Here is a 14,741-nt window from a genome sequence, read left to right on the forward strand (position 1 = left end):
CCCTGTACCCCGCGTCGCTGGGTGACGGGTCGGCACGGGCGGGGTACCGTCCACGCCACCACCGCGCGGCACCGGACGCCGACGGACGGATCGACACACCAAGGAGGCGCGATGTCGTTCAGCAAGGGAGATCACGTCACCTGGAACACCCCCCAGGGCGAGACCCACGGCACGGTCGTGAAGAAGCGCGTCAAGGAGTTCCAGCTCGACGGGCAGAAGTTCAAGGCCTCGGACGACGAGCCCTACTTCGTCGTCGAGAGTGACAAGAGCGGGGCCAAGGCCGCCCACAAGGGTTCGTCGTTGAGCCCGAAGAAGAAGTAGCACCAGCCGCACCCCACCCACCACCGCCCCACCCCACGAGGAGAACACCATGGCCGACCTGAACGACGTGCGCTGGAACGACGAAGCGCGTGACAAGATCCTGACCGACGCAGACAACGTGCTGCGCGACGCCGTCCGCGACGCGGCCGCAGCCCACTCGGGCGAGTCGTGGGAGGAGTCCTTCAAGGCGATCAACGACGCCGTCAAGGACCGCTTCATCGACTACGAGCCCGGCCCGGACGTCCGCAAGTACGCCGAGGCGATCGAGCGCGGCGACTTCAGCTGACCCGCGCCCCCTGGCCGGCGTCGATCCGTCGCACCCGTGAGCTCAGCGCCACGGCCACCGCGACGGCGACCACGAGGCCGGCCAGGGCGGCGAGGGTGGCCGGGGTGCCGATCACCTGGGTGAGCGGTCCGACCACCACCTCGCCGACGGGCACGCCCGCCAACGACGCCAGTGTCAGGCACGAGAAGACGCGCCCCAGGTAGGCCCCCGGCACCTGCCGCTGGACGACCACGTCCAGCGGCACCGTGAAGACCTCGAGCCCGACGCTGGCGGCGAAGAGGCCGAGGCTGATCCAGAAGAACCAGTGCAGCGGGTCGAAGACCACCGGGTCGGTGCCGTAGGCGAACGACAGCAGCACGAGCGGCAGGGCCAGCGCCGCGGCGCCGAGGCAGGCGGCCCACAACCGGAGCCGCCCGCGGAGGGCCCCGGCCCAGTACGCCCCGACGATCAGGCCGAGGGTCTGCAGGGCACCCGCGAAACCCCAGAGCAGACGTCCGAACGACTGGTCGGCCACGAGCGGACCGACCACCTGGACCCCGCCCGCGAAGGCGAACTGGAACGTGAACGCGAGCGCCGCGGTCGAGACGAGCCAGCGCGTGCGCCAGACGAAGCCGAGTCCGCTGCCGAGGTCCTCGAGCACCGAAGTCCCTCCGGAGGCGCGGGCGCCGTCCCGGGGCAACCAGACGAAGACGGCCGCCGCGACCACGAAGACGACCGCGCCGACGGCCAGGGCGACGCCCGACCCGGCGGTCGCCACCACGGCCCCGCCCACCGCCGTGCCGATCACCAACCCGACGTTCATGCCGACGCGGCTGAGCACCGTCGCGTCCCGGAGCCGGTCGTCGGGGACGGTCTCGCGCAGCAGCGCGCTCGTGGCGGGGCCGAAGAAGGCGGCCGCGGCGCCGTTCACCGCGCCCACCGCCGCGAGGGTGGGCAACGTCTCGGTCTGCGTCAGCATCAGGGTGGCCGCGACGACGAGCGACGCCGCCGACAGCCCCGACGAGGCGATCGCGACGGTGCGTTTCGAGAAGCGGTCCGCGAGGGCCCCGCCGACCAGGACCAGGGCGATGTTGGGCACCGACCGGGCGACGACCACGAGCCCGAGGTCGACGGCGTCGGCCCCCAGGTCGATCGCCGCGAAGACGATGGCCAGGGGCGCGAAGCCGCTGCCCACCCACGAGAACAGGCGCCCGACCCAGAGGGCCCGGAAGGCAGGCGTTCTCAGCAGCGACCACGGCACCGCTGAACTCTATGCCGACGCACCGTGTGCGGACGCCGCGTCCCGCGGCGTCGTCATCCGCGTGGGGACGACCTAGGCTGACCCCGATGGACGCCCCCGAGCCCGACACGACCCGCGCCGACGTCACCGACGTCCCGCCGGTCGCCGCGGTGCGCGAACCCGGCCGATACCGCAAGGGCATCGCCAAGCGCGAGGCGATCCTCGACGCGGCCCTGCCGGTCTTCGGCAAGGTCGGGTTCCACGGTGCCACCCTGCGCGAGATCGCGCGGCGGTGCGGCGTCTCGCACCAGTCGCTCATGCACTACTTCCCGACCAAGGACGAACTGCTGATGGCCGTGCTCCGGCGGCGTGACGAACGACTGCGACGCCACTTCGACGACGACGGTGGCATGCGCGTCGACGAGCTCGTCGCGCTCGCCGAGTACAACGTCGACGTGCCGGTCGTCATCTCGCTGTTCATCACGGCGTCCGCCGAGGCCACCTCGCCCGACCACCCGGCGCACCGGTACTACGCCGACTACTACGAGCGCATCGTCTCGTCGACGTCGGCCTACCTCGGGCTCGCCCAGGCCCGCGGCTGGTTGCGCGACGGCTACACCGCCGAGTCGGCGGCCCGCGTCGTGCTCGCCGTGCAGGACGGTCTGCAGTTGCAGTGGTTGTACGAGCGCGACGCCGTGGACGTCCCGGCCCTGATGCGCCTCGTGATCGCGAGCGTCCTCGCGGTGCCGACGAGCGAACTCGACGCCGCCGTGCGCGAGGCGGCCGGTCACGCGGGCTGACCCGCGCCTCCTCGGCGGACGGGCGACGGCCGGCGGCAGGCGACGGGCGTCCGGCGTCCGCTACTTCGCGCTGATGCGTTGGAACTTGCGGATGCACAGCGGCACGAAGACCACCAGCATCACGGTGATGCCGAGCAGGACGGTCGCGTAGGGGTGCTGCATCGTCCAGATGTCGGGCACCGGGGTGGCGCCCAGGTTGCCGAACGAGGTGCGGGCGGCCTGCACGAGCGACGACACCGGGTTCCACTCGGCGAAGACCCTCAGCACGGTCGGCAGGGTGTCGCTCGGCACGAACGCGTTCGAGACGAAGGTCAACGGGAACAGGATCATGAACGACGCGTTGTTGATGGTCTCGGGCGTCTTGACGCTCATGCCGAGCAGGGCCATCACCCAGCTGAACGAGTAGCTGAACAGCAGCAGCAGGGCGACCCCGCCGACGAACGAGGCAGGTGAGGCGTTCACCCTCCAGCCGACGGCGAGACCGGTGAGCATCATGATGACCATCGAGATCGTGTTGAGCGCCAGGTCGCTGTTCGTGCGACCGATCAGCACGGCCGACGGGCTCATCGGCAGGGTGCGGAACCGGTCGATGATGCCCTCCTTCAGGTCTTGGGCCATGGCGGCACCGGAGAAGGTCGAGCCGAAGACCACGGTCTGCGCGAAGATGCCCGCCATGAGGAACTGCGTGTAGTCGGTGCCCTGGACCGCGATGGCCCCGCCGTAGACCTGGCTGAAGAGCAGGACGAACATGATCGGCTGCAGCACGGCGAAGATCAGCATGTCGGGCGAGCGCTTCACCTTGATTAGGTTGCGCTTGGTGACCGTCCAGCCGTCCGAGGCCCAGGTGCCGAGGCCCGTGTCGGTCGACGGGACGAGCGTCTGCGCCAGGGCGGAGGTGGTTCCGGTGGTGGTCATGCCCGTGCCTCTCTCTTCTTCGCACCGCGCCGACCGCGACCTCGACCGCCGGCCGGGTCGTCGTCGGGGGAGTCGTGGTCGTCGCCCGCGTCGTCGTCGGCCGCGCGGTGGCCGGTGAGCTGGAGGAACACGTCGTCGAGGGTGGGGCGTCGCATGCCGGCGTCGTGCAGCTCGATGCCGGCCGCCCCGAGGTCGGCGAGCGTCCGCTGCAGAGCGGTCGGGCCGTCGGTGACCGCGACCTCGAGCTGGCGACCGTCGGCCCCGACGGCCGGTTCGGAGTCGCCGTGCCGCCGGAGCACCTCGACCGCCTGGTCGCCCCGCGCCTCGTCGACGAGGGCGACGACGAGGCGGTGGCCGCCGACCTGGGCCTTGAGCTGGTCGGCCGTGCCCTCGGCGATGACGGCGCCACCGTCGATGACCGAGATGTCGTCGGCCAGGCGATCGGCCTCCTCGAGGTACTGCGTGGTCAGCAGCACCGTCGTGCCACCGTCGACCAGCCCGGTGATGATGTCCCACAGGGCGAGGCGGCTGCGGGGATCGAGCCCCGTCGTCGGCTCGTCGAGGAAGAGCACGCGCGGGTTGGTCACGAGCGCCCCGGCGAGGTCGATCCGTCGGCGCATGCCGCCGGAGAAGCCCTTGACCGGCCGGTCGCCCGCGGCGGTGATGTCGAAGACCTCGATCAGCTCGCGGGCGCGGTCCCGACTCACGCGGCTGCCCAGGTGGTAAAGCCTCCCGATCATGTCGAGGTTCTCGAATCCGGTGAGGTTCTCGTCGACCGCGGCGTACTGCCCCGAGACGCCGATCGAGCGGCGCACGGCCTGGGCGTCGGCGACGACGTCGAGCCCGGCGATCGTGGCCGTGCCGGCGTCCGGACGTTCGAGGGTGGTGAGCATCTTGACGCCCGTGGTCTTGCCCGCGCCGTTCGGCCCGAGCAGCGCCTTGACGGTGCCCTCGGGCACGATCAGGTCGAGGCCGGTCAGTGCGTGGACCGGGCCGGACTTCGACCGGTAGGTCTTCGTGAGGCCGCGGGCCTCGATCATCGCCATGGGTGCTCCCGGTGCAGGGGGCCCGTCCATCCGCAGACGGGTCCGTCTTGGCGGCCGCTGGGCACCGCCTGAACGCGCCCAAGGTAGCGCTGTCCGGCCCTCGCCGCCAGTGCCCATCGACCCCTCGTGGAGAAGGAGGCGCGGCGCACGTTACGGTCTCGTGTCAAACCTTGCCAGGTGGCAAGTTCCGCCCTACATTCATCCCATGACCACCATCGACGAGACGGCGGGGCCGTCCACCGCTGAACAGCTCCTGCCCGTCGGCATCGGCGACGACGCCGTCGCCCTCGCCCGCCGCTGGGCGCACGAGGCGTCCGGCGCCCCGAGCACCGGTTCGGCCCACCTGCTCGCCCAGGTCCTCAAGGACGAGTCGGGCCTCGCCTTCACGATCGGTTTCGTCGACCGGGTCGTCCGGCCCGAGGACCTCGGCGTCGCCGCCCGCAACCTGTCGACCCTGGCGAAGCAGGCACCGGCCTTCCTGCCCTGGCACATGCGTTCCGCCGTGCGTCTCGGCGGCGTCATGGCACCCGTGCTCCCCGGCGTGGTCGTGCCGATCGCCCGTCGCGTCCTGCGCGGCATGGTCGGCCACCTCATCGCCGACGCCCGCCCCGCCAAGCTCGGTGCGGCCATCGCGAACATCAAGAAAGACAGGACGCGGCTCAACCTCAACCTGCTCGGCGAGGCCGTCCTGGGCGACGCCGAGGCCGAGCACCGCCTCGCCGGCACCCGGGCGCTGCTCGCCCGCGACGACGTCGACTACGTGTCGATCAAGGTCTCGTCCATCGTCAGCCAGCTCTCGATGTGGGCCTTCGACGAGACCGTCGAGCGCGTCGTCGAGAAGCTCACCCCGTTGTACGAACTCGCCGCCCGGTCGCCGAAGCCGAAGTTCATCAACCTCGACATGGAGGAGTACCGCGACCTCGACCTGACGATCGCGGTCTTCACGCGCCTCCTCGACCAGCCGCAGCTGAAGGGCCTCGAGGCCGGCATCGTCCTGCAGACCTACCTGCCCGACGCCCTCGGCGCCCTGCAGCACCTCACCGCCTGGGCGACCGAGCGGGTCGACGCCGGCGGGGCCGCGATCAAGGTGCGCATCGTCAAGGGCGCGAACCTCGCGATGGAGACCGTGGACGCCACGGTGCACGAGTGGCCGCTCGCCACCTACGGCACCAAGCAGGACAGCGACACCAACTACAAGCGCGTCCTCACCTGGGCCTTCACCCCCGGACGCACCCGTGCCGTCCGCGTCGGCGTCGCCGGCCACAACCTCTTCGACATCGCCTTCGCCCATCTTCTGGCCGAGGCCCGTGGCGTGAGCGACCGGGTCGAGTTCGAGATGCTGCTGGGCATGGCCGAGGGGCAGGCCGAGCTGGTCAAGGCCGACGTCGGCGGGCTGTTGCTCTACACGCCCGTCGTGCACCCCCGCGAGTTCGACGTCGCCATCAGCTACCTGATCCGCCGCCTCGAGGAGAACGCGTCGAGCGAGAACTTCATGTCCGCCGTGTTCGAACTCGCCTCGAACGAGGCCATGTTCGAGCGCGAGAAGGGCCGGTTCCTCGCCTCGCTCGCCGAGGTCGACGGAGACACCCCGGCACCGCACCGCGTGCAGAGCCGCCTCGACGCGGCCCAGGCGTTGCAGCCCCGCGCGGCCGGCAGCGGCTTCGACAACGAGCCCGACACCGACCCCGCCCTGGCCGACAACCGCGCCTGGGGTCGTGAGATCGCCGCCCGCTCGGCCGACTCGCGCCTCGGCGTCGAGCTGATCGAGTCCGCCCGGGTGACCGACGAGGCCACGCTCGACGCGATCGTCGCCGAGGCCGTCGCCGCCTCCGCCGCCTGGTCTGCCCGCGGAGGCGCGGGTCGTGCCGCGATCCTGCGCGAGGCCGCGGCCACGCTGTCGGCCCGCCGCGCCGACCTGATGGAGGTCGCCGCGAGCGAGACAGGCAAGACGGTCGCCGAGGGCGACGTCGAGGTCAGCGAGGCCATCGACTTCGCCAACTGGTACGCCCACCTCGCCGAAGAACTCGACCGGGTCGACGGTGCGACGTTCGTCCCCGAGCGACTCACCCTCGTCACGCCGCCCTGGAACTTCCCCCTGGCGATCCCGGCCGGCTCGACCCTCGCCGCGCTCGCCGCGGGCAGCAGCGTCGTCGTCAAGCCGGCGGGCCAGGCCAAGCGCAGCGGGGCCGTCATGGTCCAGGCGCTCTGGGACGCCGGCGTGCCCCGCGAGGTGCTGAAGCTGGTCGACGTCGACGAGGGCGACCTCGGTCGTCACCTGGTGTCGCACCCGTCGGTCGACCGCGTGATCCTCACCGGCGCCTTCGAGACGGCCGCGCTGTTCACCAGCTGGCGCACCGACCTGCCCCTGCTCGCCGAGACGAGCGGCAAGAACGCCATCATCGTCACCCCCAGTGCCGACCTCGACCTGGCCGCGTCCGACGTCATCAAGTCGGCCTTCGGCCACGCGGGTCAGAAGTGCTCGGCGGCGAGCCTGGTGATCCTGGTCGGCTCGGTCGCCACCTCCGACCGCTTCCGCCGTCAGCTCGTCGACGCGGCGTCGACCATGCGCGTCGGACTGCCCTCCGACCCCACCACGCAGATGGGCCCGATCGTCGAGCCGGCCCACGGCAAGCTCGAACGTGCGCTCACCACGCTCGGCGCGGGAGAGACCTGGCTCGTCGAGCCGAAGCGACTCGACGACGCCGGGCGCCTCTGGTCGCCCGGCGTGCGCGCCTGCGTCGCCGCGGGCAGCGAGTTCCACCTCACCGAGTACTTCGGACCGGTGCTCGGCGTCATGACCGCGAAGACGCTCGACGAGGCGATCGAACTGCAGAACGCGACCGACTACGGCCTGACCGCGGGTCTGCACACCCTCGACCCCGCCGAGCTGTCGACCTGGCTCGACCGCGTCGAGGCGGGCAACCTCTACGTCAACCGCGGCATCACCGGGGCGATCGTGCGTCGCCAGCCGTTCGGCGGCTGGAAGAAGTCGTCGGTCGGTGCCGGCGCCAAGGCGGGCGGGCCGAACTACCTCGTGCACCTGGGGTCCTGGCAGCCGACGACGCTGACCGAACCGCAGGAGGCGCGCCCGGGTCGCGAGGCCCTGGCCGCCCTCGAGGCCGCGTCGCCCCTGCTCGGGGCGTCGGGTGCGTCGGCCTCCGACGACCTGCGGGCCGCCGCCGCCAGCGACGAGCACTTCTGGGCCGCCGAGTTCGGCGTCGCCCGTGACGTCAGCGACCTCGGCCTCGAGCGCGACCTGCTGCGCTACCGTCCCCTGCCCGTGACGATCCGCGCCGCCGACGGCGCGGCCCCGGCCGACGTGGTCCGCGTGTTGCTCGCCGGACGGCGCTCGGGCGCGCCGCTCACGGTGTCGTCGTCGGTCGAGCTGCCCGGCGCCCTCGTCCGTGCGCTCGGCCTCGCGGCATCCGACGTCGTGCACGAGGACGACGCCACGTGGCACGACCGGGTGCGTGCGGGTCGCCTGTCGACCGAGCGCGTGCGGTTGGTGACCGGCGCCGGTGACGCGACCCGCGCCTCCTCGGCCCTGGCGGACGCCCTGGGCGGCGACCCGGCGGTGGCCGTGTTCGCGGCCCCGGTCACGCCGACCGGCCGCCTCGAATTGCTGCCGTTCCTGCGCGAGCAGGCCGTCGCCATCACGGCCCACCGCTTCGGCAACCCCGACGACTGGAGCGCCTCGGTCATCTGACCCCGCCGGCGCACGCAGACGCCCGAACCCGCCGGACCCTTCGGGAACCGGCGGGTTCGTGTCGTCCACGGTGGTCCGGCGACGGCCCGCCGGGAGCGACGGGAACCGCCGGCCCGAGGCCCTAGCCGGGGACGACCTCGACCTTGGTCCAGCCGGGCTCCCGGCGGTCGAACGCCTCGTAGGCCTCGATGGCCGAGCCGATGCCCTCGTGCTCGGTGATGAACGCCGTGGGGTCGAACTGGCCGGACGCGACCAGGTCGATCAGCGGCGGGGTCACCGAGTGGTGGTCGCAGTTGCCCATGCGGATGGTGAGGTTCTTCAGCATCGCCTCACCGAAGGGGAACGACGTCACGGTCGGCGAGTAGACGCCGATGACTCCGATGCGGCCGTACTTCGCCACGACCTCGACGGCCCAGCGCAGGGCCTGGGTCGGCGCGTTGCCGGGCACCCACTGGTCGCCCTGCGGGTTCGCGTCGGGGGCGACCTGCTCGACCTCGGCGGCGAACTCGGCGGCCGTGTCGGCGTCAGGGGCGGCGGGACCGTGGCTCGCGTGCTGTGCGTCCACGCCGACCGCGTCGATGACGGCGTCCACACCGGCGCCACCGGTGAGGCGCTTGATGGTCTCGACCGGGTCCTCCTCGTCGAAGTTCACGATCTCGGCGTTCTGGGCGAGCGCCTGCGCCAGGCGGGTCTCCTCGCGGTCGACCACGATCACGCGGCTCGCGCCCTGCTTGAAGGCCGAGGCGATCGCGAACTGGCCCACCACCCCCGCACCGAAGACGGCGACCACGTCGCCGCGGGTGACCCCGGCGAGTTCGGCGCCGAACCAGCCGGTGGGGAAGATGTCGCTCAACAGGATGGCCTGCTCGTCGCTGACCGTGTCGGGCAGGCGGTGCATGGTGTTCTGCGCGAACGGGACGCGCACCTGCTCGGCCTGCAGGCCGTTCACCGGGCCGGTCGAGGCCGGGCCGCCGAAGAAGCAGGTGCCGGCGTCGGGGCCGTTGGGGTTCGCCACGTCGCATTGAGCGGTCTGGCCCCGGCGGCAGTAACGGCAGGTGCCACACGACACCGTCGAGTTGATGACGACCCGGTCACCGGCACTGAAGCCGCGCACGTCGTCGCCGACCGCGGTGACGACGCCCACCGCCTCGTGACCGAGGATCGTGCCCTCGGCCATGGGCGCCATCGTGCCGCGCACGAAGTGCAGGTCGGTGCCGCAGATCGCGCTCCGGGTGATGCGGACGACCGCATCGGTCGGGTCGACGACCGTGGGGTCGGCGACCTCGTCGAGTCGGATGTCGCCGATGCCGTGCCAGACGACTGCCTTCATGGGATGGTCCTTCCGTTGAGCCCTGGGCACCGGAGCTGCCCCGTACCCGTGCGACGGTAGGCGGCACGATGCCGGAGCGACGTGTGCCCTCACACAGAGAACGGGGGACGCCGCCTCGCCCTGGTTCCCTCCGCCCGGGGGAGTCGGCGGGCTCCCGTCACCCCGGGCGGGTCATCGCCGACCCGCCGGGCACGACGGGAACCCGCCGACCCGAGTGTGGCCGGGCGGCGGGCCTCAGACGGCGGGCTGCCCGGCGGCGTACCAGGCGGCGAGACGACTCAGGCCCTCGTCGACGCTCACGGCCGGTGTCCACCGCAGGTCGCGCTGGGTGCGCCGCTGGTCGAACCAGTGCGCCGTGGACAGCTGCTCGGCGAGGAACCTCGTCATGGGTGGTTCGTCGGTGCCCGGCCGCACGGCCCAGACGCGCTCGACCAACGACCCCGCGGCACGGGCGATCCCGGCCGGCACCCGCAGACGAGGCGCGGGCACGCCGGCGGCCGCGCAGATGCCGGCCATCAGGTCGGCGACGGTGCGGGGCTCGCCGTTGCTGATCACGTACGACTCGCCGCTGACCTCGTCGACGCGTTCGAGCGCGGCGGCGATGCCGGACGCCGCGTTGTCCACGTAGGTGGAGTCGATCAGGGCGGCGCCGTGGTCGAGCAGCGGCAGGCGGCCGGAGCGCGCACGGTCGACGATGCGCTCGACGAGCTGCGTGTCGCCCGGTCCCCAGACGAGGTGGGGGCGGACGGCCACCACTCGCAGGTCGGCGTCGGCGGCCCCGAGGGCGACCCGCTCGGCCGCGGCCTTGGTGCGGGCGTAGTCGCCTCGAGCGTGTCCGGGCGAGGCGGGCAGGGCGTCGTCACCGACGATCGACGATCCGGCGTGAGCCACGGACGGCGACGAGACGAAGACCAGCCGGGGCACCGAGGAGGCGCGCATCGCCTCGACCAGGGAGCGCGTGCCCCCGACGTTGACGGCCTCGAACTCGGCCGGTTCACCGGTGAGCGACACCTTGGCCGCGAGGTGGACGACGGCGTCCTGGTCGCGGACGGCGGTGGCGACGGCCCGGGGGTTCGTCATCGACCCGAGCACGTCGCGGCCACCGGGCACGCCCGAGGGCCGACGCTGGAAGGTCGTGACCTCGTGTCCGGCGTCGGTGACGGCGCGGGCGACGGCACCGCCGAGCAGGCCGCTCGCGCCGGTGACCAGCACCCTCACGGGCGACGCATCCGGCCGCCGGACAGCACGGACGTCGCCCACGCGGCCAGGCCCGTGCGGTCGATCTTGCTGTTGTGCCGCACGTCGGTCGGCAGCTGCGGCACGACGAGCACCGCGGCCACGGGTCGACCCGACGCCGACCGGACGGCCGAGCGGACCGAAGCCGCCAGGGCCGCGGACGCCAGCCCCGGGCGACGAGCCGGGGGGACGGTCTCGGCCACGACGACGACCTGCTGGGTGCCGGCCGGACCGACGCCGACGACGGCGGCGCGCGCGATGGCGGCCCGCGCCTCCACGGCCTGTTCGGACGCCACCGGCGTCAGCACGCCCGTCGACGTCGTGATCACGTGGGGCAGGCGGCCCTCGACCCAGAGTCGACCCTGCGCGTCGAGGTGCCCGACGTCGCCGGTGCGGTGCCAGCGGGTCTCGGCGGTCGAGCCCAGGCGGCTGAGGCGGTGCGTCAGCCAGAGGCGGTCGTAGTGGTCCTCGACGTGGGGCGCCGAGACGACGATCTCGCCCGTGACGCCGGGGGCGTCGGTGAACGCCGAGGAGGCGCGGCCCCCGTCGTCGAGGGGAGCGATCCGCACCGTCGTGGTCGCGCCGGGCAGCCCGACGCAGACCCCGCCGGCGTCGGGCGCACCCGCGGCGACGGCTGCCTCGCGGTCGGCGGCCGCGGAGCGCACGCCCTCGAGCGTGACGTCGGTCATCAGCAGGCCCTCGGTCATGCCGTAGGGCGTGTGGGGCGTCGCGTTCGGCATGAGGTCGCCGGCCGCCGCCAGCAGCGCCTCGGAGACGGGCGCGCCCGCCGACAGGAAGGTCTCGACGCCGGCCAGCGCGCGGTGGTCCGCGTCGTCGAGGTCGTCCGACGTCGCGACGACGTTGGTGAGCGCGGCAGGGGAGAGGAACACCACGGTGGCGTCCACCGCCGCCGTGGCGGCCGCGACGGCCCGGGCGGTGAGGGTGCGCGGCCTCGTGACGTCCATGTCGGGGGTGACGCTCGTCGCCCCGAGGGCGGGGCCCAGCAGGGCGAACGGGGCGAAGCCGGCCACCAGGCCCGTGCCCGGACCGACGTCGTACTGCTCGGCCAGGGCGTCGCGCAGGGCCGTCAGCTGGCCGTGCCGGTAGACGACGCCCTTCGCGGGTCCGGTCGAGCCCGAGGTGAACAGGATGGCGGCCTCGGCGTCGGCCGTGGGGGCGTCGGGCAGCTCGGCGAGGGCACCGCGGGCGCGGCGGCCGAGGGCGGCGATCTCGGGCAGCGAGGCCTCGACGCCGAGTGCCCGGGCGGCGACCGGCGACAACCTCGTCGTCGAGATCTTGCGGCCCGGCCAACCGAGGGCGGTGGCCGCCGTGAGTCCCGGGAGCTGGCCGATCACGTGGTCGGGCCACGCGCCGCGGACGGCGCGGGTCAGGCCGCGCACGCCGAGACCGGCGTCGGCCACGACCACGACGGCACCGAGGCGGACGCAGGCGTAGAGCACCGCGGTCAGGTCGGCACCGGGCTGGACGAGCAGCGAGACGCGGTCGCCGGGGCGCACGCCGTGCTTCCGCAGACCGAGCGCGATCTCGTGGACGCGACGGGCGAGCAGGCTCCAGCTGATCGAACGCGGGCCGTCGGCACCCGCGGGTGCCATCTCGACGAGCGCGGTGGCCGGGCTGTCGGCCAGGGAGTCAAGGTACGACCAGAGGGGGCGGTCCTGCGGGGAGGCGACCCGCGCCTCCTCGGTTCCGACCGGGGCGGCGACTCGGGCCTCGGTGGCGGCTCGGGCCGGGGCGTCGACGGCGGCCGTCCCGCCGGGCAGCCGGTCGCCCAGCCAGGTGAGCACGGCTCCGGCGTAGTCGACGTCCTCGGCGACGAGGTGGCCCGCACCCTCGAAGCGGTGCACGTCGGCGTGCGGCAGGCGGCCGACCAGGTCGTCGAGGTACCGGTCGGAGAAGATCGGATCGCGCGGGCCCCAGAGCATCAGGGCCGGGACGGTGAGTGCGCGCAGGCCCTCGGCGATGCGGTCGAGCTCGGGGCTGCTGACGTGCCCGTCGTCGACCGGGATGTCGGCCACGAAGCCACCGATGCCGCCGCGGCGGTCGGCCTGGCGGTACGGAGCGCGGAAGCCGGCCTTCACCTCGGGCGAGAGCGGCGGGTGGGCGAGGCCGAGGGTCACGTCGAGGAACCCGGTGGTGCCGACGGTCGCCCGGCCCAGCACGCCGCGGGCGAGGGTGAGGCGCAGGGGAGCGGGGATCTTCTCGCCCTCGGGCTGGTGGATCGCGGTGTTGAGCAGCATGAGCCCGGCCAGCTGGTCGGGGTGGTCGACCGCCCAGCCCATCGAAACGACGCCGCCCCAGTCGTGGCCGAGGGTGACGACGGGCCCGGTGACCTCGAGGGCGTCGGTGAGGTCGCCCAGGTCGGCGACGCGGCGGGCCAGCGTCTGCGGCGAGCCCGTGCGCTCGGAGAAGCCCATGTCGAGCTGGTCGACCGCGACGACGCGCCACGCGGGCCCCCCGGCGACGGCCGTCTCGACCGTGCGGGCGACGAGGCGGCGCCAGAGGTACGACCAGGTCGGGTTGCCGTGCACGCAGAGGATGGTGCCGACCGGTTCGGCGCCGACCTCGGCCAGCGCCTCGGCGTTGTCGAGGACGTGCCAGGTGCGGGAGGCGCGGTGTGCGCCGAGCCCGTACGGCACGTCGACGAGACGCGACCACGACGGGTCGAGCCCGTCGAGACCCGCGGGGGGACGTGACGCCGGCGCCGTGGCGGAGGCGGACCGCGGGAGCCGACTCACCAGGCGAGCTCCATCATCGCGGTGTTGATGCCCGAGCCGACGCCCATCAACAGGACGCGGTCGCCCTTGCTGAGGGTCTTGCTCTCTTCGACCAGCGTGATCGGGATCGACGCCGGGCCCACGTTGCCGAGGGTCGGGTAGGTGAGCGGGACGAGCTTCTTGTCGATGCCGGCGGCCTTGACGAAGGCACCCGTGTGCACGTCGCTGACCTGGTGCATGATGTAGCGGTCCATGCGCTGCCAGTTCCAGTCGCGCTTGGCCTCTTTCCAGGCCGAGACGACGAGTTCCATGCCGCGCTTGAGCAGGGCCTTGGCGTCGGTGAACATGCCGTCGACGCTGCCGACGCAGAGGTCGTAGTTCTCGGTGGCGGCGCGGGTGACGCCGCCGACGATGCGGTGGCCCTCGGGGTGGAGGTCGGCGCGGCCGATGACGGCGGCGGCGGCCCCGGAGCCCAGGGTGAGGCTGGCGAACTCGCTCATGAAGTCGTCGCGGCCGTAGCCCTTGGTGAGGAGGCGGTCGATCGTGTTGACCTGGACGTCGTCGGCGTCCTCGCCGTCGATGATGACGGCGTAGTCGATCTGACCCGCGTCGATCAGCTGGGCGGCGAGGGTCATGCCGTTGACGAAGCCGAGGCAGGCGTTGGCGATGTCGAAGTTCGTGGCCGACGAGGGCAGGCCGAGGCCGTGGTGCAGGCGCACGGCGACCGAGGGCTCGAGGTGGGGGCGCGTGACCGACGTGTTGATCAGCAGGCCGACCTGGTCGGGGCGGATGCCGGCCTCGGCCAACGCACGCTTGCCGGCGTCGATGGCCGCCGCGTCGAAGCTCTGCTCGGTGCTCCAGTTGCGGCGCTCGTACACGCCGGCGACGCGCTGCAGCAGGCCCGTGGGCAGCTTGAGGCGCTTGAGTACGGGGCCGAGCTTCTCGTCGATGCTCTCGGAGGTGGTGACCCGGTCGGCCATGGTGCTGGTGACCGACAGCAACGCGACGTTGCTGTGCCGGGTCGTAGCGTTTCCGTTCAACGGAACTCCCTGTCGAGTTGTGGCGGGGTGGGGCTGCACGCGCGCGCGGGGTCGCGAGCGGAGCCGAACGTCGTGGGCACCGGTTCGGTGCATCAGTCAGTTTACGG

General features: G+C 72.9%; 11 protein-coding genes. 4 read left to right on the top strand and 7 right to left on the bottom strand.

Going from position 1 to position 14,741, the window contains the following annotated elements; all coding sequences use genetic code 11:
- Positions 1-111 precede the first annotated feature (111 nt).
- Both ACVJ1F_RS11905 and ACVJ1F_RS11910 read left to right on the top strand, forming a co-directional pair.
- Complete coding sequence (locus ACVJ1F_RS11905) at positions 112-321, top strand: DUF2945 domain-containing protein (RefSeq protein ID WP_456886426.1); 210 nt, start codon at positions 112-114, stop codon at positions 319-321.
- 49 nt (positions 322-370) lie between these two features.
- Positions 371-607 carry a hypothetical protein gene (locus ACVJ1F_RS11910; protein ID WP_043597179.1) on the top strand — a complete coding sequence of 79 codons (237 nt, stop codon included), beginning with the start codon at positions 371-373 and terminating at the stop codon, positions 605-607.
- On the opposite strand, the gene ACVJ1F_RS11915 is transcribed toward ACVJ1F_RS11910, so the two are convergent.
- Positions 600-1,847: an MFS transporter gene (locus ACVJ1F_RS11915; RefSeq protein ID WP_456886429.1), complete on the bottom strand. Its 1,248-nt coding sequence runs from the start codon at positions 1,845-1,847 to the stop codon at positions 600-602. The two genes, ACVJ1F_RS11910 and ACVJ1F_RS11915, sit on opposite strands and share 8 nt — an antisense overlap.
- 86 nt (positions 1,848-1,933) lie before the next feature.
- Between ACVJ1F_RS11915 and ACVJ1F_RS11920 the strand changes: the two genes are divergently transcribed.
- Positions 1,934-2,626 (top strand): TetR/AcrR family transcriptional regulator, encoded by a 693-nt coding sequence (locus ACVJ1F_RS11920; protein WP_456886431.1) that lies wholly within the window; start codon positions 1,934-1,936, stop codon positions 2,624-2,626.
- 60 nt (positions 2,627-2,686) lie between these two features.
- Here the strand turns inward: ACVJ1F_RS11920 and ACVJ1F_RS11925 are convergent, their stop codons facing one another.
- Together ACVJ1F_RS11925 and ACVJ1F_RS11930 are read right to left on the bottom strand one after the other, a co-directional pair.
- Positions 2,687-3,541 (bottom strand): ABC transporter permease, encoded by an 855-nt coding sequence (locus ACVJ1F_RS11925; RefSeq protein ID WP_123571703.1) that lies wholly within the window; start codon positions 3,539-3,541, stop codon positions 2,687-2,689.
- Positions 3,538-4,587 (bottom strand): ATP-binding cassette domain-containing protein, encoded by a 1,050-nt coding sequence (locus ACVJ1F_RS11930; protein WP_456886433.1) that lies wholly within the window; start codon positions 4,585-4,587, stop codon positions 3,538-3,540. Before ACVJ1F_RS11930 ends, ACVJ1F_RS11925 begins: the two co-directional genes overlap by 4 nt.
- A gap of 205 nt (positions 4,588-4,792) precedes the next feature.
- Here ACVJ1F_RS11930 and ACVJ1F_RS11935 point away from each other — a divergent pair, with 205 nt between their 5' ends.
- On the top strand, positions 4,793-8,293 hold the full coding sequence (locus ACVJ1F_RS11935; RefSeq protein ID WP_456886435.1) for a bifunctional proline dehydrogenase/L-glutamate gamma-semialdehyde dehydrogenase: 3,501 nt from the start codon (positions 4,793-4,795) through the stop codon (positions 8,291-8,293).
- Between the two features lie 121 nt (positions 8,294-8,414).
- Here the strand turns inward: ACVJ1F_RS11935 and ACVJ1F_RS11940 are convergent, their stop codons facing one another.
- The 4 genes from ACVJ1F_RS11940 to ACVJ1F_RS11955 form a co-directional block, all read right to left on the bottom strand.
- Positions 8,415-9,623, bottom strand: coding sequence for an alcohol dehydrogenase catalytic domain-containing protein (locus ACVJ1F_RS11940; protein WP_456886437.1), 1,209 nt, complete (start codon positions 9,621-9,623; stop codon positions 8,415-8,417).
- Between the two features lie 234 nt (positions 9,624-9,857).
- Positions 9,858-10,841, bottom strand: coding sequence for an NAD-dependent epimerase/dehydratase family protein (locus ACVJ1F_RS11945; protein WP_456886439.1), 984 nt, complete (start codon positions 10,839-10,841; stop codon positions 9,858-9,860).
- On the bottom strand, positions 10,838-13,615 hold the full coding sequence (locus tag ACVJ1F_RS11950) for an alpha/beta fold hydrolase (protein ID WP_456886441.1): 2,778 nt from the start codon (positions 13,613-13,615) through the stop codon (positions 10,838-10,840). Before ACVJ1F_RS11950 ends, ACVJ1F_RS11945 begins: the two co-directional genes overlap by 4 nt.
- On the bottom strand, positions 13,612-14,634 hold the full coding sequence (locus ACVJ1F_RS11955) for a 3-oxoacyl-ACP synthase III (RefSeq protein ID WP_056043127.1): 1,023 nt from the start codon (positions 14,632-14,634) through the stop codon (positions 13,612-13,614). The genes ACVJ1F_RS11950 and ACVJ1F_RS11955 overlap by 4 nt, the downstream gene beginning before the upstream one ends.
- Between the last annotated feature and the right edge of the window lie 107 nt (positions 14,635-14,741).

Source organism: Frigoribacterium sp. 2355 (genome assembly GCF_054060695.1).

What these genes read in the sequence shown, in the direction of transcription:
- ACVJ1F_RS11910 (WP_043597179.1), top strand. Translation starts at nt 371, where the DNA reads ATGGCCGACCTGAACGACGTGCGCTGGAACGACGAAGCGCGTGACAAG.
- ACVJ1F_RS11935 (WP_456886435.1), top strand. Translation starts at nt 4,793, where the DNA reads ATGACCACCATCGACGAGACGGCGGGGCCGTCCACCGCTGAACAGCTC.
- ACVJ1F_RS11925 (WP_123571703.1), bottom strand. Translation starts at nt 3,541, where the DNA reads ATGACCACCACCGGAACCACCTCCGCCCTGGCGCAGACGCTCGTCCCG.
- ACVJ1F_RS11940 (WP_456886437.1), bottom strand. Translation starts at nt 9,623, where the DNA reads ATGAAGGCAGTCGTCTGGCACGGCATCGGCGACATCCGACTCGACGAG.
- ACVJ1F_RS11920 (WP_456886431.1), top strand. Translation starts at nt 1,934, where the DNA reads ATGGACGCCCCCGAGCCCGACACGACCCGCGCCGACGTCACCGACGTC.
- ACVJ1F_RS11930 (WP_456886433.1), bottom strand. Translation starts at nt 4,587, where the DNA reads ATGGCGATGATCGAGGCCCGCGGCCTCACGAAGACCTACCGGTCGAAG.
- ACVJ1F_RS11905 (WP_456886426.1), top strand. Translation starts at nt 112, where the DNA reads ATGTCGTTCAGCAAGGGAGATCACGTCACCTGGAACACCCCCCAGGGC.